Origin of the sequence: Micromonospora purpureochromogenes (assembly GCF_900091515.1) — a bacterium.
GTDB classification, from domain to species: Bacteria; Actinomycetota; Actinomycetes; order Mycobacteriales; family Micromonosporaceae; genus Micromonospora; species Micromonospora purpureochromogenes.
The window spans coordinates 827065-846883 of sequence record NZ_LT607410.1; the positions used below are offsets into that span (position 1 = coordinate 827065).

The following is a 19819-nucleotide window of genomic DNA, read 5'->3' on the forward strand; positions in this document are numbered from 1 at the left end:
CACCGACCTGGACGTCGCAGGACGGTCCGGTGGTGTGGGCAGGCGCGCTGGTCATGTGGGAGAGCCTAGCGGGCCGGCCGGCGACGCGTACACCGCGTTCCCCGGCCGGCCCGGTGGCCGTACCGTCGCCGTCAGGCAGTGGCGGCGGCCTTGCGGGCGCGCTCGGCCCGGCGCCGCACCTGCTGGTACGCCCCGGTCAGCCCCATCGCCCGGCGGACCTCGACCACGGTCCGGCGGACCTGCTCACGGGTCCGCTCGGTGCCGTCCACGATCAGCTGGTCGACCAGGCCGGCGTCGGCCTCGATCCGGGCGCGACGCTCCCGGATCGGATCGAGGAACCGGTTCAACGCCGCCACCAGGGTCTCCTTGACCTCGACGTCGCCGACCCGGCCGGCCCGGTAACGCGCCTTGAGCTCCGCCACCGCCGCGCGGTCGGGGTTGAACACGTCGTGGTACGCGAAGACCGGGTTGCCCTCGACGGTGCCCGGCACGTCGGCGCGGACCCGGTTCGGGTCGGTGTACATGGCCAGCACCTTGCGGCGCACGGTCGCCGCGTCGTCGGCGATCGCGATGGCGTTTCCCCTGCTCTTGCTCATCTTTCCCTGGCCGTCGGTGCCGACCAGGGTGGGCGTGTCGGAGGCGATCATCTCCGGCACCGGGAAGACCTCGCCGTACAGGTGGTTGAAGCGGCGGGCGATCTCGCGGGTCACCTCGACGTGCGCCGCGTTGTCCTTGCCGACCGGCACCACCTGCGCCTTGACGCAGAGGATGTCCGCCGCCTGGAGGACGGGATAGCCGAGCAGCGGGACCCGGTCGGGAAGTCCATCTCCCGCACCGACGGCACCCGTTCCAGGCGCGGCACGGTGACCAGGTTCTGGAACAGCGTGTTCAGGTCGCCGACCTCGGGGATGGCGGACTGGAGGTAGAACGTCGCCCGGGCCGGGTCGACCCCGCACGCCAGGACGTCGGTGACCATCTCCCGGGCGTTGCGGGACACCTGGGCGATGTCCTCGCGGCGGTGGCGGGTGGTCAGCATGTGCAGGTCGGCGATGATGAAGTAGCTCTCGTACCGCTGGTGCAGTGCCACCCGGTTGGCGATGCTGCCGACGTAGTGACCGAGGTGCAGCCGCCCGGTGGGGCGGTCCCCGGTGAGCATCCGTGCAACGGACATGGTGATGGGCCTTTCGTGCCGAGGATTGACGGGACGCGCACGCGCGCGATCGACCCGGGGCGTGGTCGCCTGAGGGTCGGTGGGGTCGGCTCGTCAGAGCACGAACCGCCATCGCGCGCCGGCGCGGAACCGCAACCCACCGGCACGAAGGACGTCGAGGATCCGCTCCCGGCCGTCGCCGGGGCCGCTCGGAAAGGACGGCAGGAGGTCACGCGGGAGGCCGTCGACGGCCTCCGGCGCGAGGATGACCGGCCGGACCATGTGTCCACGGTAACCGCACCGACGCGGATCGTGGGGCCCGGCCGATCGGATCAACTCTTGCGGTAGCTCTCCTCGTAGTAACTGCCCACCCGGCGGCGGTAGTCCGGCTCGCCGAACGCGTCCGGGTCGAAGGCCGGCGACTCCTTGACCTGCTCCCGGGTGCGGTCGACGTGCACCACCCGCTCCAAGTGGTCGACCCGGGCGATCGTGCCCACCGGCAGCAGCACCTTGCGGCCGAAGATCCACGGCCCGGTGTCCACCACCAGGTAGCGGGCGTCGGCGTCGTCGCTGGCCTCGTCGATCGCGCCGATCCGGCCGTCGGTGGCCTCCACCCGGTAGCCCACCAGGTCCACCGGCGTCCCCGGGCCGGGAGCGTCGGGCCCGTCGTGCTCGGTACGCCGCCGGGGCTCCTCGCCGGGGTCCGCCCGGTCGTACCCACCGGCGAGCGCCGCCGGATCGCGCCAGGTCCATGGGTTGAACGGCTGCATCTGCGGACACCTCCGATTCGTCGTCGTCCACCTCCGAAGTGCCCCGCCCGCGCGCGCGGGAAACGGTACGGCAATTCTTCGTTCACGCGAATGCATGCGGTGCGAAGTACGTCATATTCGGTGAGCGTCTATTTCTTCCGCTGCCCGACCGCTGCTCAGCGGGGCTGTGATCGTTTCCACGCACACCCGGCGGGGCGGGGCAGTGTCCACTTGGCACATTCGTCCGACGGGTGCCGCCGACGATTCTGGTCCGGCATCCGGCAGCACCGAGAAAGGGGACGCAGATGTTTCGCACCATTCGGCGTATCGGAATCGTGACGGCCCTGGCGGTGGGTCTCGTCGGCGCCGGCGGGGCGTCGGCGCAGGCGGCGGTCAACCCGTACACCGCGCAGTCGCTCTGCGGTCTCGGCTACACCGAGATCGACCAGGACCCCATCCGCAACCAGACGACCGGGACCCGGCTCGGCACCGTGCACCTGCTCTACAACCCGGTGACCGGGTACGGCTGCACGGTGACGGTGAAGGCGGCGTACGTCGGCATGCTGACCCGTACCCAGGTCTACCTCGCCGCCCAGTACCTGCCCACCCAGACCGACGACGGCAACCGGCTGTACGCGGCCGGCCCCACCCGGGCGTACGTCCGCGGTGGTTGCATCATCTGGGGCGCGCTGATGGCCGACCCGGACGGCACCGTGCACTACCACGACCGGGCGAACCCGGCGATCGGCGGCATCGGCACCTGCTTCTAACCCGCACCCGGTCCCCGGGGTCCGTGCTCATCGCGGCCTCCGGGGACCGAGCGGCCACCCCACCACACCCACTGAGCTGCGGGTACCGGTCGGCCGGGCGTCGTCCGCTGGCATACTGACCAGCCATGGTGCTCTCCCGCGGCTGGTCCGTCTTCCTCGTGGCGGTCGGGGTGTGGAGCTGGGTGATCTGGCCCCGGTTCGCGGTCGCCATCTGGAACGACCCGCGCGCCTGGTCGACCGGCACGGTCGGCGACGGCACACCGACCGGCTTCCTCTGGGTGCACGCCCTGCTGATCGCGACGTCGCTGGCGATCGGCACCACCGTCGGCGTGCTCGGCGTGCGTGGCTGGCTCGCCGCCCGCCGGCGAGCGGCCTGACCCGCCGTCCTCGGCCAGCGCCACGGCGGCCACGCCGGCCACGGCCGCCACGGCGGCCACGGCGGCCACGTCCCGTACGTCGACGAACGGTCCTGCCCCGCCGGAAGCACGGTCGCGGTCGCGGATGTCGGCGTGACCACCCTCTTGCAGGACCCGGGCGACGTGCCGTCCGACCCCGGCCCGTCGCTCCGGTCACCAGAACTGTCATGCCGACGAGTTGCCCCGGAATCTCCCGGCCACCTAGTGCGTTGCTACCCCCGTCAGCGGGACCTTCGAACCCTCGGCGGGTCGGCGCGGAGCGCCTGACCTGCGGGGATAGTTCGTTGAAGATGATGTGACGGGGGACGCTATCCCCGGATTTGACGATCAAACCCGCAGACGCGTAACTTTCTCTCTGCCAGCGCGGAACGGACGAAACAGGGGCGAAAGTCCTGGTAGGCCGGAGCGCGGGAATGAGCTCCCAGCGCCGAGGGTTGTACTCCTCGGAGCCTGGGACCGGGCGGTGCCCCGAAGACGCTGCGAGGCGGATTTGGTGAGGCGGAGCCGACCGGGTATGGTTCATCGCCGGTAGGGAACCGGGCGAGCCTGCGGGAGACCGCAGCGGCCGGCCTGCCAAATCCGATGATCAAGCGCTGCGGGTGACCGCTGCGTGCGGTCGCGGGCGCCAACCCGTACGAAGCGTGGCAGACCGGGACACACCGGTTGACACGGGGAAGACGGTGAGGTAACGTAGTAAAAGTGCCCGGCGCGAGAGCGGCGGTCGCGACAGAGCTAAAATGCCCCGGGTCGGGGGTCCTCTTCGGGGGGTTTCCGGGCGGTGTGTGGTTGTTCTTTGAGAACTCAACAGGGTGCTTGAAAAGCCAGTGCCAATTATGATTTATACCCCGGACTGGCAGTTCTTCTTCGGGAGTGCTGTTGGTTGGGATTCCTTTGGCAACACTTTTGTTGTCAGGACAGTTTTTCGACAAGTTTTTGTTGGAGAGTTTGATCCTGGCTCAGGACGAACGCTGGCGGCGTGCTTAACACATGCAAGTCGAGCGGAAAGGCCCTTCGGGGTACTCGAGCGGCGAACGGGTGAGTAACACGTGAGCAACCTGCCCTAGGCTTTGGGATAACCCCGGGAAACCGGGGCTAATACCGAATACGACTGCTGACCGCATGGTTGGTGGTGGAAAGTTTTTCGGCCTGGGATGGGCTCGCGGCCTATCAGCTTGTTGGTGGGGTGATGGCCTACCAAGGCGACGACGGGTAGCCGGCCTGAGAGGGCGACCGGCCACACTGGGACTGAGACACGGCCCAGACTCCTACGGGAGGCAGCAGTGGGGAATATTGCACAATGGGCGGAAGCCTGATGCAGCGACGCCGCGTGAGGGATGACGGCCTTCGGGTTGTAAACCTCTTTCAGCAGGGACGAAGCGTAAGTGACGGTACCTGCAGAAGAAGCGCCGGCCAACTACGTGCCAGCAGCCGCGGTAAGACGTAGGGCGCGAGCGTTGTCCGGATTTATTGGGCGTAAAGAGCTCGTAGGCGGCTTGTCGCGTCGACCGTGAAAACTTGGGGCTCAACCCCAAGCCTGCGGTCGATACGGGCAGGCTAGAGTTCGGTAGGGGAGACTGGAATTCCTGGTGTAGCGGTGAAATGCGCAGATATCAGGAGGAACACCGGTGGCGAAGGCGGGTCTCTGGGCCGATACTGACGCTGAGGAGCGAAAGCGTGGGGAGCGAACAGGATTAGATACCCTGGTAGTCCACGCTGTAAACGTTGGGCGCTAGGTGTGGGGGGCCTCTCCGGTTCCCTGTGCCGCAGCTAACGCATTAAGCGCCCCGCCTGGGGAGTACGGCCGCAAGGCTAAAACTCAAAGGAATTGACGGGGGCCCGCACAAGCGGCGGAGCATGCGGATTAATTCGATGCAACGCGAAGAACCTTACCTGGGTTTGACATGGCCGCAAAACTCACAGAGATGTGAGGTCCTTCGGGGGCGGTCACAGGTGGTGCATGGCTGTCGTCAGCTCGTGTCGTGAGATGTTGGGTTAAGTCCCGCAACGAGCGCAACCCTCGTTCGATGTTGCCAGCGCGTTATGGCGGGGACTCATCGAAGACTGCCGGGGTCAACTCGGAGGAAGGTGGGGATGACGTCAAGTCATCATGCCCCTTATGTCCAGGGCTTCACGCATGCTACAATGGCCGGTACAATGGGCTGCGATACCGTGAGGTGGAGCGAATCCCAAAAAGCCGGTCTCAGTTCGGATCGGGGTCTGCAACTCGACCCCGTGAAGTCGGAGTCGCTAGTAATCGCAGATCAGCAACGCTGCGGTGAATACGTTCCCGGGCCTTGTACACACCGCCCGTCACGTCACGAAAGTCGGCAACACCCGAAGCCGGTGGCCCAACCCCTTGTGGGAGGGAGCCGTCGAAGGTGGGGCTGGCGATTGGGACGAAGTCGTAACAAGGTAGCCGTACCGGAAGGTGCGGCTGGATCACCTCCTTTCTAAGGAGCACCTTCACCCGAAAGGGTGTGAGGAGCCCGCGCCATCCGAATGTGGTGGCGGGGTGCTCAATGGCGGAGACACTGGCGAGTTCGTGCTCGGCAACGGCCGGGATCATCTAGTACAGCTGCCCCTCGGGGTGGTGGGAACGGTGTCCTGGTGCGGCTGGGGAGGAACGCAGAGCACCCTGTTGGGTCCTGAAAGAACAACCGATGGTTGTCTTTCAGAACCATGACCCCCGCCGTGAGTGGTGGGGATGGTTGCCAGGCATGACCTGGCCTCGCATACCGCCGGCGGATCGTCGGGTTTGGTGTGGGGCGGATCTGGTTGTGGGTTGGTCGTTTGTTGAGAATTGCACAGTGGACGCGAGCATCTTTGTGGTCAAGTTGTCAAGGGCGAACGGTGAATGCCTTGGCACCAGGAGCCGATGAAGGACGTGGGAGGCCGCGATAGGCCTGGGGGAGCTGTCAACCAAGCTGTGATCCCAGGGTGTCCGAATGGGGAAACCCGGCACCAGTCATGTGGTGTCACCTGCACCTGAACACATAGGGTGTATGGAGGGAACGCGGGGAAGTGAAACATCTCAGTACCCGTAGGAAGAGAAAACAAATTAGTGATTCCGTGAGTAGTGGCGAGCGAAAGCGGATTGAGGCTAAACCGGCTGCGTGTGATACCTGTCAGGGGTTGCGTGGTCGGGGTTGTGGGACCCTGCTGAACAAGCTGACACTTGTTCGAGGAGTTACAAAGTCAGTGGCTAGTCGAACAGTCTGGAATGGCTGACCGTAGACGGTGAAAGTCCGGTAGGTGAAAGTTGCTGACCTTCTGTGGGTGTTCCCGAGTAGCGGCGGACCCCTGAAATCTGCCGTGAATCTGCCAGGACCACCTGGTAAGCCTAAATACTTCCTGGTGACCGATAGCGGACAAGTACCGTGAGGGAATGGTGAAAAGTACCCCGGGAGGGGAGTGAAATAGTACCTGAAACCGTTCGCCTACAATCCGTCGGAGCCTTACGGGGTGACGGCGTGCCTTTTGAAGAATGAGCCTGCGAGTTAGTGGCATGTGGCGAGGTTAACCCGTGTGGGGGAGCCGTAGCGAAAGCGAGTCTGAATAGGGCGATTCAGTCGCATGCTCTAGACCCGAAGCGGAGTGATCTAGCCATGGGCAGGCTGAAGCGCGGGTAAGACCGCGTGGAGGGCCGAACCCACCAACGTTGAAAAGTTGGGGGATGACCTGTGGTTAGGGGTGAAAGGCCAATCAAACTCCGTGATAGCTGGTTCTCCCCGAAATGCATTTAGGTGCAGCGTCGCGTGTTTCTTGCCGGAGGTAGAGCACTGGATGGTCTAGGGGGCCCACAAGCTTACCGAAATCAGCCAAACTCCGAATGCCGGTAAGTGAGAGCGCGGCAGTGAGACTGCGGGGGATAAGCTTCGTAGTCGAGAGGGAAACAGCCCAGATCACCAGCTAAGGCCCCTAAGCGTGTGCTAAGTGGAAAAGGATGTGGGGTCGCATAGACAACCAGGAGGTTGGCTTAGAAGCAGCCACCCTTTAAAGAGTGCGTAATAGCTCACTGGTCAAGTGGTTCCGCGCCGACAATGTAGCGGGGCTCAAGCACACCGCCGAAGCTGTGGCATTCACATTTCAACCTCGCTTGGACTTGATTCCTTGTGCAGGTGTGTGGATGGGTAGGGGAGCGTCGTGCCGCGGGTGAAGCAGCGGGGTGACCCAGTTGTGGACGCGGCACGAGTGAGAATGCAGGCATGAGTAGCGAAAGAAGGGTGAGAAACCCTTCCGCCGGATGACCAAGGGTTCCAGGGCCAGGCTAATCCGCCCTGGGTGAGTCGGGACCTAAGGCGAGGCCGAGAGGCGTAGTCGATGGACAACGGGTTGATATTCCCGTACCCGCGAAAGAGCGACCCTGACGAACCTCGCTGTGCTAACCACCCGAACTTGGTGAGGTCTTCGGACTGATCCGAGGGAGCGTGGGAACCTGGTGGGTAGTAGTCAAGCGATGGGGTGACGCAGGAAGGTAGCTGAGCCCGGCCGGTGGTTGTGCCGGGGTAAGCGTGTAGGCCGCACCATAGGCAAATCCGTGGTGCATGAAGGCTGAGACGTGATGCCGAGCCGATTCAGGTGAAGTCAGTGATCCTATGCTGCCGAGAAAAGCCTCTAGCGAGTTCTTAGCGGCCCGTACCCCAAACCGACACAGGTGGTCAGGTAGAGAATACCGAGGCGATCGGGCGAACTGTGGTTAAGGAACTCGGCAAATTGCCCCCGTAACTTAGGGAGAAGGGGGGCCGGAGACGTGAAGCCCCACGCGGGTGGAGCGTTGTATGGCCGCAGAGAGCAGGGGGAAGCGACTGTTTACTAAAAACACAGGTCCATGCGAAGAAGTAATTCGATGTATATGGACTGACGCCTGCCCGGTGCTGGAACGTTAAGGGGACCTGTTAGCTCTTCGGGGCGAAGCGGAGAACTTAAGCGCCAGTAAACGGCGGTGGTAACTATAACCATCCTAAGGTAGCGAAATTCCTTGTCGGGTAAGTTCCGACCTGCACGAATGGCGTAACGACTTCCCCACTGTCTCAACCACAGGCCCGGCGAAATTGCATTACGAGTAAAGATGCTCGTTACGCGCGGCAGGACGGAAAGACCCCGGGACCTTTACTATAGCTTGACATTGGTATCCGAATTAGCTTGTGTAGGATAGGTGGGAGCCGGTGAAGTCCATACGCCAGTATGGGTGGAGGCAATCTTGAAATACCACTCTGGTTGATTTGGGTATCTAACTTCGGACCGTTATCCGGTTCAGGGACAGTGTCTGGTGGGTAGTTTAACTGGGGCGGTTGCCTCCTAAAGGGTAACGGAGGCGCCCAAAGGTTCCCTCAGCCTGGTTGGCAATCAGGTGTTGAGTGCAAGTACACAAGGGAGCTTGACTGTGAGACTGACAGGTCGAGCAGGGACGAAAGTCGGGACTAGTGATCCGGCACTTGCGAGTGGAAGCGGTGTCGCTCAACGGATAAAAGGTACCCCGGGGATAACAGGCTGATCTTCCCCAAGAGTCCATATCGACGGGATGGTTTGGCACCTCGATGTCGGCTCGTCGCATCCTGGGGCTGTAGCAGGTCCCAAGGGTTGGGCTGTTCGCCCATTAAAGCGGTACGCGAGCTGGGTTTAGAACGTCGTGAGACAGTTCGGTCCCTATCCGCCGTGCGCGTAGGATACTTGAGAAGGGCTGTCCCTAGTACGAGAGGACCGGGACGGACGAACCTCTGGTGTGCCAGTTGTCCCGCCAGGGGCACGGCTGGTTAGCTACGTTCGGAAGGGATAACCGCTGAAAGCATCTAAGCGGGAAGCTCGCTTCAAGATGAGGTATCCCACCCACCTTTGGTGGGGTAAGGCCCCCAGCTAGACGACTGGGTTGATAGGCCGGAAATGTAAGCCCGGTAACGGGTTCAGTTGACCGGTACTAATAGGCCGAGGACTTGACTACAAAGCTGCTACGCGTCCACTGTGCAACTCCCGACAAACGAACAACACCCAGCAGAAGCTGGTCGAGTTGTTTGACATGTCGATAGAGTTACGGCGGTCATGGCGGAGGGGAAACGCCCGGTAACATTCCGAACCCGGAAGCTAAGCCCTCCAGCGCCGATGGTACTGCACTCGGGAGGGTGTGGGAGAGTAGGACACCGCCGGACAACCATTCAATCAGGGCCACCCCTTATCGGGGTGGCCCTGATTGGTATATCCACCCCCGGAAATCAACCTGCCCTCGTTCGGCGAATCGCCCGGGCGACCCTCGTCTTCTCGGTACCGTCGGTGCGGGACCCGCGCCGCCGCGTGGTCCCCCGCCGTGATGGCGGGAAACGTGACGTGGAGTACGCCTCGTCCGCAATCGGTGCGGACCGGTCGGGGTACCTGTTTCACCGTACGACCGGAACTGACCGTCGGGACCGGCGGAGGCAGGAGTGGTCATGAAGATCGGAATCATCGGCTCGGGGCACATCGGTGGGACGCTCACCCGGCGGCTGCGCGCCCTCGACCACGACGTGACAGTCGCCAACTCGCGGGGGCCGCAGACCCTCACCGACCTGGCGCAGGAGACCGGCGCCACCGCGGGCACGCTGGAGCAGGCCGTACAGGACGCCGAGCTGGTGATCGTGGCGATCCCGCTGCTGGCCGTCCCCGCGCTTCCCCCGGAGCTGTTCGAGGGCAAGGTGGTCGTCGACGCCGACAACTACTACCCGCAGCGGGACGGCGACATCGCCGAGCTGCTGGACCGCAGCCTCAGCTCCAGCCGGTGGACGGCCGAGCACCTCAAGGGCGCCCGGGTGGTGAAGGCGTTCAACAACATCCAGGCCCAGCACCTGATGGACAACGGTCGCCCGGCCGGCGCGGGCGACCGGATCGGCCTGCCGGTCGCCGCCGACGACGCCGACGCGAAGCAGCTCGTGATGCAGCTGGTCGACTCGCTCGGCTTCGACCCGGTCGACGCGGGCACCCTCGACGAGAGCTGGCGGCAGCAGCCCGACACCCCCGTCTACGGCACGGACCGCGACGCCGACGGCGTACGGCAGGGACTGGCCGAGGCGCGGCCCTGAGCGCGCGTACGACAGAACGAAGCCCCGCCGGCGATCAGCCGGCGGGGCTTCGTCGTGCCCGGGGTCAGGACGGCTCGGGGCCGCAGATGAAACGGGGCTCGGCGTCGTAGGTCCAGCTGAACTTCTCCTGCTTGACGACCTTGCCGTCCTTCTTGATGACCCGGAAGGCGTCCTGGGTGAACCCCTCACTGCCCACGGCCGAGATGCAGGTCGGGCCGGGCTCCAGGTGGACCGTCTTCGGCGCGGTGATGTTGCGGCGTGGGCCGTACTCGGTCTTGACGCTGTCGTAGATCTTCGTGCTCCACATCGACACGGTGATCGTGCTCGACGTGTAAGAGGTGTCGATCAGGACGCCGTGCGGGGTGTTGTTGCGGAACTTGAAGTCCAGGTCCGGCCAGAAGATGGTCGACTCGATCACCGCCGGGTAGCGGCTGAAGTAGAACGAGTGTGGCTTGTGCTCGACGTCCTCCAGGCCCGCGTAGTAGCTGGCGTTGAAGAGCGTCGTGGTGAACTGCGAGACGCCGCCACCCACGCCGGGCACCAGCTTGCCGTTGACGATCACCGGGGCGTCCTTGTAGCCCTGGTCGTACCCGCGCTCCCCGGTGTGGCCGTTCAGGGAGAACGTCTCGCCCGGCTTCACCACCGTGCCGTCGACGTCCTTGGCGGCCTGGACGATGTTCTGGCTGCGCGGCGAGGAGAGCCCGCCGGGGAACCGGGTGGTGAAGGTGGAGACGCGCTCCTTGATGCCCAGCGCGCCGAGCTTCGCCTCGGTCAGCTCCGGCTCGGCCGGCTTGAGCTCGCCGCTGACCGTCCGGCCGTCCGCCTTGGGCAGGACGGCGAGCAGGTCGCGCGCGAGGGCGGCCGAGTCGAGCTGCTGGCCCGCGCGGCCGGGCAACATCTTCGGCTTGCCGCCGGAGATCGTCATCGTCGCGTCCTTCGGCGGCGACTCGATCGACGCCAGCTTGTCGCCGAGGGCGGCGCGCAGCCGCTTCACGTCCACCCGGGGAGTCAGCTTGCCGGCCTCGTCGGCGGAGAAGCGCAGGCCGCGCGCGATCGCCGCCGGCGGGATGGTCACCGTGCCCTTGTCGGTGCTGAGCGTGACCGGCTTGGCGACCGCCGGCCGGGCGAGCTCCTCGACCAGCCGGTCTACCTCCTCGGCGGTGGTCGCCGGGGCCTGCTCCACCAGCGGCACGGTCACCTGCCCGCCGGCGAGCCAGCCCTTCATGACGACCTGGGCGGAGTGTTCCCGGTCCACCGACAGCGCCGGCTTCGGGTACACCGGCTTCGGGGTGATGCCGGTGAAGATGATCGCCGGCATGGTCATCTCGCGACCCTGCTTGCCCACGACCCCGCGCAGCGCCGCGTCCAGCCGGTCGGCGTCGACCGTGACCACCGGGTCGACCGTGCGGGAGCCGAGCAGCCGGCTCACCGGGTGCGCGTCGGCCTCGGCGGCCACCGCCACCGTGGCCTCCACGTCGATGGCCAGGCCGACGTCGGCCGGCCTGATCTCCGCCTTCTGCTCCCCCACCAGCACGGTCAGCGGGGCGTTCAGGGTGTCTGCCCGGCGCTCCAACTCGGCGCGCAGCTCCCGGGCCGCCTCGTCCCGGCTCCGGCCGCCGAGCTCGGCGCCGAGCACCGTGGTGCCGCGGGGCACGTCCCCGGCGTACGCGTAGGCACCGGCACCGCCCACCCCGGCCAGCACCACGGCGGCCAGGCCGCCGGCGAGCAGCAGCCGGCCCCGGCGCGACCGTGACCAGCCCGAGCCGCCGGGCTTACCGGTCGGCTCCGGCTCGTCGCCCGGCCAGGTCACCGCGGTGACCTGCACCGTCGGCCGGTCGTCGGAGACACGTTTGTCGCCGTAAAGGGTCACAGCCACCTCGATCGGGACGTACCACATGGGGGTTGCGGGCCCCCGGAAGACGTCTACGGTAACCAACGCGCAAGCCGGTGGACACCGTGCGGCCGGCCACCTCGCGCACCGCGTGTCGGCCAGGCCGACCCGGTCATCCGGCCCGGGTGCCGCCGTGGCACGGTGTGCGGGTGGCGGATCGGGTGCTGGCGTACGGCGGCGGGTGGCTGGACCGGGCGGGAGCGCGGCGCGGCAACCGGGAGTGGATCTCCGCCCGGCTGACCGATCCCGCGGCCGTGCTGCTGCCGCTCTGGCGGGACCACTGCCTCGTCACCGCCGACCAGACGCCGGTCCGGCGGCACCCGGCCGACGCCCCCGAGGTGCTCGCCGCCGCCGACGAGACGGTCTTCCTGGGGCTGGACGGCGAGGCTCCGGTCTTCGCCGTGGACCTCTCCGGGCGTACCGCGCCCGAGGCGGTCCGGTTGGCCGGTGCGGCCGCCACCGCCGACGTGCGCGCCCTGGTCGGCTGGCTCGACCCGGCCCAGGCGGCGGTGCAGGCGTACGCGCGTGGGCTGCTGCACTGGCACCGGCAGCAGCGGTACTGCGGCAGCTGCGGCTCGGCCACCGTGGCACGCGACGGCGGGCACGTGCGGGCCTGCTCGGGACCGCGCTGCGGGCGGCTGCTCTTCCCCCGGATCGAACCGGCGATCATCGTGCTGGTCGAGGCGCCCGGGTCGCCCGACCGCTGTCTCCTGGCCCGGCACGCCGGCGCTCCGGAGGGGGCGTACTCGACGCTGGCCGGGTTCGTCGAGGTGGGCGAGAGCCTGGAGGACGCGGTCCGCCGGGAGATGGCCGAGGAGGCCGGGGTGACCCTCTCCGCGCTGTCGTACCAGGGCTCGCAGGCCTGGCCGTTCCCGGCCGGGCTGATGGTCGGGTTCCGGGCCACCGCCGCCTCCGAGGAGGTCCGGGTGGACGGCGAGGAGCTGCTGGAGGCGCGCTGGTTCACCCGGGACGAGCTGCGCCGCCGGGCGGCCGAGGGACGACCGCTGGGCCGGCCCGACTCGATCGACCACCACCTGCTCGGCAGCTGGCTCGCCGCCGGCGACTGACGTACGCCCGGCGGCTCGCGACGCCGTAGATCGGCTGCTGGTCGCCGAGGTGGCGGTGTCGCGGCCGCCCGGACCCCCTGACATCGCCGAAGCGGAGTGGAGTAGGTGCCAAGTCCGCCGGTCAGGTCGCGGCGGGTCAGGGCCGGGGGTCGCGGGGGCGCAGCGCCAGCCAGGTCATCAGGGCGGCGGTCAGCGCGGCGGCGGCCAGTGCGCAGGTGAGGATGCCCTCGACCGTGCGCGGCGCGACCAGCACCGCCGCGCCCGCCAGGCCGGCGGTGGCCACCCAGAGTGGGGCGGCCGGGAACCGGGCGCCGCTCGCCACCCGATCGTTGACCAGCATGAAGACGACCGCGTAGAGGGCGCCGGTGGCGGCGAAGAGCGGGGCCTCGCCGGCCAGGTGCAGGTAGTCGGCGCCGCCGGCCAGCCGGAACGCCAGCTCACCGCCGAGCGCGGCGGCCCCCACCAGGACCGCGCCGCAGGCGAGGATGACCGCCAGGCCCAGCGCCCGGGCCCGCCGGTCGCCCTGCGCCAGCCGGGGCAGCGCGAGCAGGGTCACCACCTGCGGCGCCCAGAGCGCGCCCTTGGTGAGCACCGCGCCGACCGCGTACGCCCCGGAGCCGTCCGCGGTCAGCAGCTGCCGGGCGAGGAGCAGATCGGCGTACGAGATGGTGAGCATCGCCAGGGTGGCCCCGCACGCGGTCATCACGTGGGTGGGTCGCAGGCCGCCCTTCGCTGCGGCGGACGGTGCCGGGCGGGCGGTGCGGGCGAGGCGGGCCAGCAGCGGCAGGACGAGCAGCCCGGTGACGGTGGCGAGCAGCAGTGCGGTGACCGGGCCGGCGCCGAGCGCCAGACCGACGATCAGCCCGCCGTAGCGGCCGAGGGCGAGCACGGTCATCCCGGCGGAGAGGCGCAGGAAGCGCTGGTCGCCCTGGAGTTCGCCGAGCCAGCGGCCGGCCAGCACGGTGGCGAAGGTGGTGGCCCCGAGCAGCAGGGTCAGCGCCACCGGCAGCCGCAGCAGCACGGTGAGCAGCGGCGCCGCCGCGACCGTGACGCCGGCGGTGACCCCGGCGGTGAGCAGCGCCAGCCGGCCGGTGGGGGTGGGGCCGCGCCGGGCGCGGTGCACGGCGACGGCGATCTGCAGCCCGAAGCCGGGCACGGCGGCGATCGCGCCCAGCGCCAGCACGGTGGCCAGCGCGCCCAGGTCGGCCGGGTCGAGCCGGCGGGCGCCGAGCACCGGCACCAGGTAGGCCAGGGCGTTGCTCAGGGTGGTGGCCACGGTGACGGCGGCGCCGGCGGCACCGAGCCGCGCCGCGCCGGCGTCCCTGCCGATGGTCTGTGTCATGCCGCCCCGAGTGGCCCATGCTGCTCCGACGACCGCGGCTCGCGGCCGGCGGCGGCCGCGACCTCCCCGGCCCGACCGGGGAGACGGTACCGCTCGACCGTCCGGCCGTCAGCCCCGCACCCGCGACCCCTGCCCTCGCGGCCGGGAAGGGTCTAGTGTGCTGCCCCATGGCGTCGACGAACGTGGCCGCGGCAGCGACCTCCGGGCTGGCCGCGAAGCTTCCCGAGCGGTGGGTGGCGGACGGGATCCGGCTGGTCTATCCGCGGGTGGAGCCCGAACTGGCCCGGCTGGCCGACTTCGTGCCGCGCGGCGGCACCGCCGTGGACGTCGGCGCCTGGTACGGCCCGTGGACCGCGCGCCTGCTGCGCCGGGCCGACCGGGTCGTCTCGGTCGAGCCGACGCCCCCGCTGGCCCGTCAGCTGCGCACCGCCTTCCCCACCGTCGAGGTGGTCGAGGCGGCCGTCTCCGACCACGACGGCACCGCCGCGCTCTACCTGCCCGACGGTGGCGCGATCGTCGGCACCTCGTCCCTGGAGCAGCCGGAGCAGGGCAGCCCGGTGCAGGTACGCCGGATCACCCTGGACGCGCTGGGCCTGACCGACGTGCGCTTCGTCAAGCTCGACATCGAGGGGCACGAGCTGCCGGCGCTGCGCGGCGGGGCGGAGACGATCCGCCGCGACCGGCCGGTGCTGCTGATCGAGGTGGAGGAGCGGATCCAGCCGGTGGAGCCGCTGCTGGAGCTGCTCACCGGCTGGGGCTACCGGGGGTACGTACTGCCGGGGCGTACCTGGGTGCCGCTGGCCGACTTCGACCTCGGGAGGCACCAGCGGGAGGCGATCGCCCGGGTGGGCCAGAGCTTCGCCCGTCGGGTGCTGTGGCCCCGCCCCCGCTACGTCAACTCGGTGCTGTTCCGGCCGGAGTAGCCCCCGGCCGGGGCGTCACTGGTGCGGCGTCGGGGTGCCGATGGCGACCTCGTTGGTGCAGAGCGTGACGCCGGGGTCGGCGACGCTCAGCTCGGCCGTGTCCCCGCCGCCGGTGAAGTCGAAGAAGATCTGGTTCAGCCCGGTCTTCACCGGGAACCGCTTCTCCTTGCCGCCGAACCGGAACGTGGCCGTGCTGTCGCCGGAGCTGAGGTAGCCGATCCGGACCACCCAGAACCAGTCGTCGCGCGGCCCGGTGAGCGGCATTCGTACCGTCTCGCCGTCGGTGACCTTCCAGCCGCAGGCCTGCTCCGGCCCCGGCCGGGCGCTGGGGCCGTCGATGCGGACCGGGCTGATCCGGCCGGTGGGGTCGAACAGTGACGGCGCCTCCGCCTCGGTGACGAAGACGGGCCGCTCCGGCAGGGCGCGGAAGAACGCCGACTGCCGGTTGTACGGCGCGGAGAGCGTGGGCACCACGTCACCGGGGACCGGCTGGTCGAAGAAGACCGTGCCGGGCGGGGCGGCGGCCAGCTCGGCGCGGACGGTGTCCAGGTAGGTGCGCCCGGCCTTGACCGCCCACTCGTCGCCGAACCGGGCGGTCGTCCAGGCGGTGCCGAGACCCCCGGCGACCAGGGCGAGGGCCAGGCCGGCGGAGACCGCCTCCCGGTGGCGTACCAGCACGGCCGGGGGCGGCGGGTCGTCCGGGTCCCGGCCGCCGGTGAACGCCGCCATCCCGGCCGGCTGCTCCGGCCGGTCGGCCGGCGGCTCGGTGGGGGTCGGGTCGCCGGTCCGGTCCACCGGGTCGGGCGCGGCGCTGGGCGAGGCCGGCGGGGTGGCGGTCGGCGGGGTCGTGGCGGCGGCCGCGCCGGTCCGCTGCGGTGGCGCGTCGAACGGTCGCGCGGCCGGCGGACGGACCGGGGGCGGAAGATCGTCGTCGTCGTACTCGGCGTGCAGGACGCCGTGGCCACGGTGGGCGGCGGCCGGCACGGCGACCCGGGGGGCCGGCTCGGGTTCGGCCGGGCGCTCGACGTCGGCGGCGACCCGCTCGGGCGCGGCGGACCGGTCCGGGGCCTCGTCGTCGGTCGCCGCCTCCCCGGTGGTCGCCGGCGTCCCATCGCCGTCCGTTCGCGCGGCGTCCCCGTCGTCCGTGACCGGGTCAGCGTTTCCGTCGTCCGTGGCCGGGTCGGTCTCGTCGGCCCGGTCCGCCGGGGCCGGGTCGGCGGGGGCGAACCGGTCCGGCACGGGCCGCAGGCCGAGCAGCGCGACGCCGATGCAGAGCGCGGCCACCACCACCACGTCGCTGACGTACCGGGGGACGGCGCCGGCGACGTCGCTGTAGATCGAGCCCAGCCGGGTGGCCGCCAGCAGGGCGGTCACCAGGGTCAGGTACGACGCCAGCAGCAGCCAGGCCCGGCCCGCGACCCGGCGCAGCCGGACGGTCAGCACCACCAGCACCAGGAACGCCGCCCAGGCGATCCACCGGCCCAGCTCCGGCGGCGCGGTCACCGCGGCGCCGTCACCGGCCGGCAGCCAGCGCCACGGCCCACCCAGCAGACCCGGCACGACGGTGGAGCCGAGCAACTGCCAGAGGAAGGAGAGGACCTCGCCGAGCGAGTCCGGCCGGCGCAGCGACGACTCCGCCCGGGAGCCGTAGAGGGCGAGGAAGCCCAGCGACATGACGGTCAGCAGCAGCCACGACGGCCAGTACCGGCGGACGGTGGTCAGCACCGCCCGCACCGGTGGGCCGCCGACGAAGAGGAACGCGGTCAGCAGGAAGACCAGCGGCACCACCAGCAGCGCCTTCTCGAAGAAGAGCAGCCCGAAGAGCACGGCCAAGCCGAGGGTCACCAGGTGCCGCCGCCGGCCGGTGCGCACGTACCGGACCTGGGCGCCGACCGCGAGCACCATGGCGATCTGCATCGGCAGCATGTTCACCCCGACCGCCCACCAGGAGGTCGCCTCCAGGGTCAGCGGACTGAACAGGAACACCGCGAGCGGCACCAGCAGCGCCCAGCCGGGGCGGACCAGGGTGCGCAGCAGCCGGGCGAAGCTCACCGCGAGCACCGCCTGGGCGGCGGTGAGCAGCAGGACGTACGGCCAGTAGGCGAGGCCGACCGCCCGGGTCACCAGCCAGGTGGCCAGCAGCGCCGCCGGCATGAAGTGGTTGTTGTAGAGGGTGAGCAGGAAGCCCGGGGTCAGATCGGCCTCCGCGGCCCGGGCGATCAGCACGTAGTCGTCGACCGCCAGGTAGCCGCGGGAGGCGAGCTGCGCCCGCCAGACCAGGCTGACCAGGATCATGGCGACGGCCACCGCCCGGACCGGGTGGACGCGCGCCCAGCCGCCGATGAGGCCGGTCCCTTCGGGGGAGGTGGTCGTGCCGGTCGATGCCATGGCGGGAAGACTGCCACACCGGCCACCTGGCGCCCCATCAGGTCATCGGATGGTTCCTGGTCGGGGCTGGGAGCGCGGCCGTGGCCGCGTACAGTGGCGAGCCACCACGGCGCGGTCGGGTCGCGCCCGGCAGGCAGTGGGGGTGGACGGATGCGGGGACGGCTGGTGCCGTACGGCGTGGCCGCCGCCGTGGCGGCGGTGGTGCTCGCCCCGCTGGCGCTGCCTGGGTACGTCCTCAGCTACGACATGGTCTTCGTGCCCCGGCAGGCGTTGAACTGGGACGTGATCGCCCCGGCCTCGGCGCTGCCCCGGGCCGTGCCGCAGGACGCCGTGGTCGCGCTCGCCACCCAGCTGATGCCCGGCTGGCTGCTGCAACGACTGGTGCTGGTGGCGATCCTCTGGTTCGCCGCGCTCGGCGCCGCCCGGCTGGTGCCCACCACGCGCACCGCCGTACGGGTGGTCGCCGCCCTCGGCTACGCCTGGACGCCGTACCTGGCCGAGCGGCTGCTGCTCGGGCAGTGGGGGCTGCTGCTGGCGTACGCGATGCTGCCCTGGCTGGTGGCGGCGGCGCTCGGGGTACGCGCGGGCCGGCCCGGGGCGCTGCCCGGGCTGCTGCTGGCGGCGGCGGTCTCCGCGATCACCCCGACCGGTGGCTTGATCGCCCTGCTGGCGGTGGCGGTGCTGGTGCCCGGGCGCTACCCCGGCGGCGCCCGCCGGGCCGGGACCGCGCTCGCGGTGACGGTGCTGCTCAACGCGCCGTGGCTGGTGGCCGGGCTGGGCAGCGCCACCGGGGGCCGCTCCGACCCGGCCGGGGTGCCCGCCTTCGCCGCCCGCGCCGAGAACTGGGGCGGGTCGCTGGTCGCGCTCTCCGGCACCGGCGGGATCTGGAACGCGCTGACCGTCCCGGCGTCCCGCCAGGCCGCGTTCGTGCCGCTGGCCACCGGCGTGCTGCTGCTCCTCGCCGGGTACGGCGTGTCGCTGCTGCGCCGGCGCTGGCCGGCCGGCGGGCCCGCGCGGCTGCTGGCGCTGGCCGCCGGGTCGTGGCTGGTGGCGGCGCTCGGCGTGCTGCCCGGTGGAGCCACGCTGCTCGGCTGGCTGGTCGACACCGCGCCCGGTGGCGGGCTCGTCCGCGACGGGCAGAAGCTGCTCGTCCCGTACGCGCTCGCCCTCGCGGTGACCGTGGCGCTCGGCGCGGAACGGCTCGCCGACCGGCTGGCCACCCGGTTCGACCGGACCACCGGCACGGTGCTGCTGATCGGCGCGGCCGTCCTGCCGGTGGCACTCCTGCCCGACCTGGCCTTCGGGGCGCTCGGCCGGTTGACCCCGGTGCACTACCCGGCGGACTGGGCGGTGGTCGCCCGGCAGGTGGCCGACCGGCCGGGCGAGGTGATCTCCCTGCCGTTCCAGGAGTACCAGCGGTACGCCTGGAACGGCGGCCGGGTGGTGATCGACCCGGCCCCGCGCCTGCTGTCGTCGCCGGTGCTGATCGACGACACCCTGTGGGTGGGTGACGTCGCGGTCGGCAAGGAGGACCCGCGCGCGGCCGAGGTGCGCGACCTGCTCGCCGCCGGCCGTCCGCTGGCCGCCATGGGGGCGCGTTGGGTGCTGGTGCAGCGGGCGTCGGGACCCGCGGTGCCCGTGACGTCGCTGGTCGGGCTGCGGCTGGCCCACGCCGGTCCGGAGTTGACCCTCTACGAGAACCCGGCCTGGACGGCCCCGGCCGGGCGCGACGGACCCGGCTTGGTCGGTTACGCCCACCTACTGGCCGGAACGGTGGTGTTGGCCATCGGTTTTTCGGGCACTGCGCAGGTGCTGCGGCGCGTGGTAGCGTCCCGGCACGCGAGTCCCGCGGAAGGAGAAGGTGGATGAGGAACCTGCCCGCGTTCGTCGCCGTCGGGGTACTCGGGGTCGTGCTCGGCCTGCTCGGCAGCGTCGGTCTGGCGAATGCGCTCAGCCCGTCCGCCAAGGAGGCCGCCAACTCCAAGGTGAGTGAGCAGAGCTCCGAGAGCACGCTGTACGGCACGCGCTGAACGACCGTCGACCGGGGCGTCCGCTGATGCGGGCGCCCCGGTCGCGT

Annotated in this window: 12 protein-coding genes, 3 rRNA genes and 1 pseudogene; 10 read left to right on the forward strand and 6 right to left on the reverse strand. The window is 69.7% G+C overall.

Annotated features, from left to right (window positions below; translation table 11 throughout):
• Positions 1-131 precede the first annotated feature (131 nt).
• The 3 genes and pseudogenes from trpS to GA0074696_RS03915 form a co-directional block, all read right to left on the reverse strand.
• A pseudogene (trpS, locus tag GA0074696_RS03910) lies at positions 132-1171 on the reverse strand (tryptophan--tRNA ligase).
• A gap of 93 nt (positions 1172-1264) precedes the next feature.
• Positions 1265-1432, reverse strand: coding sequence for a hypothetical protein (locus tag GA0074696_RS31095; RefSeq protein ID WP_170285391.1), 168 nt, complete (start codon positions 1430-1432; stop codon positions 1265-1267).
• A 50-nt stretch (positions 1433-1482) separates the two neighbouring features.
• Positions 1483-1920 carry a PRC-barrel domain-containing protein gene (locus GA0074696_RS03915; protein ID WP_088959826.1) on the reverse strand — a complete coding sequence of 146 codons (438 nt, stop codon included), beginning with the start codon at positions 1918-1920 and terminating at the stop codon, positions 1483-1485.
• Between the two features lie 284 nt (positions 1921-2204).
• Here GA0074696_RS03915 and GA0074696_RS03920 point away from each other — a divergent pair, with 284 nt between their 5' ends.
• From GA0074696_RS03920 to GA0074696_RS03945, 6 genes are all read left to right on the forward strand, one after another.
• A complete protein-coding gene (locus tag GA0074696_RS03920) occupies positions 2205-2669 on the forward strand; it encodes a hypothetical protein (RefSeq protein WP_157745797.1) in 465 nt (154 codons plus the stop codon).
• 125 nt (positions 2670-2794) lie between these two features.
• A complete protein-coding gene (locus GA0074696_RS03925) occupies positions 2795-3046 on the forward strand; it encodes an SCO4848 family membrane protein (RefSeq protein ID WP_088959828.1) in 252 nt (83 codons plus the stop codon).
• 972 nt (positions 3047-4018) lie between these two features.
• Positions 4019-5535 (forward strand): 16S ribosomal RNA (locus GA0074696_RS03930).
• Positions 5536-5912: 377 nt separating this feature from the next.
• A 23S ribosomal RNA gene (locus GA0074696_RS03935) occupies positions 5913-9023 on the forward strand.
• Between the two features lie 88 nt (positions 9024-9111).
• A 5S ribosomal RNA gene (gene rrf / locus GA0074696_RS03940) occupies positions 9112-9228 on the forward strand.
• Together the 16S, 23S and 5S rRNA genes form the textbook arrangement of a ribosomal RNA operon.
• Positions 9229-9504: 276 nt before the next feature.
• A complete protein-coding gene (locus GA0074696_RS03945) occupies positions 9505-10131 on the forward strand; it encodes an NADPH-dependent F420 reductase (protein WP_088959829.1) in 627 nt (208 codons plus the stop codon).
• Positions 10132-10195: 64 nt separating this feature from the next.
• On the opposite strand, the gene GA0074696_RS03950 is transcribed toward GA0074696_RS03945, so the two are convergent.
• On the reverse strand, positions 10196-12007 hold the full coding sequence (locus GA0074696_RS03950) for a VanW family protein (RefSeq protein ID WP_172894156.1): 1812 nt from the start codon (positions 12005-12007) through the stop codon (positions 10196-10198).
• Positions 12008-12165: 158 nt separating this feature from the next.
• Between GA0074696_RS03950 and nudC the strand changes: the two genes are divergently transcribed.
• Entirely contained in the window at positions 12166-13089 is a 924-nt protein-coding gene (gene nudC, locus GA0074696_RS03955) for an NAD(+) diphosphatase (protein ID WP_088964344.1), read from the forward strand.
• Between the two features lie 136 nt (positions 13090-13225).
• On the opposite strand, the gene GA0074696_RS03960 is transcribed toward nudC, so the two are convergent.
• On the reverse strand, positions 13226-14431 hold the full coding sequence (locus GA0074696_RS03960; protein ID WP_197700811.1) for an MATE family efflux transporter: 1206 nt from the start codon (positions 14429-14431) through the stop codon (positions 13226-13228).
• Positions 14432-14598: 167 nt separating this feature from the next.
• Here GA0074696_RS03960 and GA0074696_RS03965 point away from each other — a divergent pair, with 167 nt between their 5' ends.
• Positions 14599-15354 (forward strand): FkbM family methyltransferase, encoded by a 756-nt coding sequence (locus GA0074696_RS03965; RefSeq protein ID WP_088959830.1) that lies wholly within the window; start codon positions 14599-14601, stop codon positions 15352-15354.
• A 15-nt stretch (positions 15355-15369) separates the two neighbouring features.
• On the opposite strand, the gene GA0074696_RS03970 is transcribed toward GA0074696_RS03965, so the two are convergent.
• A complete protein-coding gene (locus GA0074696_RS03970) occupies positions 15370-17742 on the reverse strand; it encodes a hypothetical protein (RefSeq protein WP_088959831.1) in 2373 nt (790 codons plus the stop codon).
• 150 nt (positions 17743-17892) lie between these two features.
• On the opposite strand from GA0074696_RS03970, the gene GA0074696_RS03975 reads away from it, so the two are divergent.
• Positions 17893-19611 carry a hypothetical protein gene (locus tag GA0074696_RS03975; RefSeq protein WP_088959832.1) on the forward strand — a complete coding sequence of 573 codons (1719 nt, stop codon included), beginning with the start codon at positions 17893-17895 and terminating at the stop codon, positions 19609-19611.
• The gene (locus GA0074696_RS30655; protein WP_157745799.1) at positions 19608-19772 is read left to right on the forward strand and encodes a hypothetical protein; all 165 of its coding nucleotides are present in this window, start codon (positions 19608-19610) and stop codon (positions 19770-19772) included. Before GA0074696_RS03975 ends, GA0074696_RS30655 begins: the two co-directional genes overlap by 4 nt.
• Positions 19773-19819: the final 47 nt, after the last annotated feature.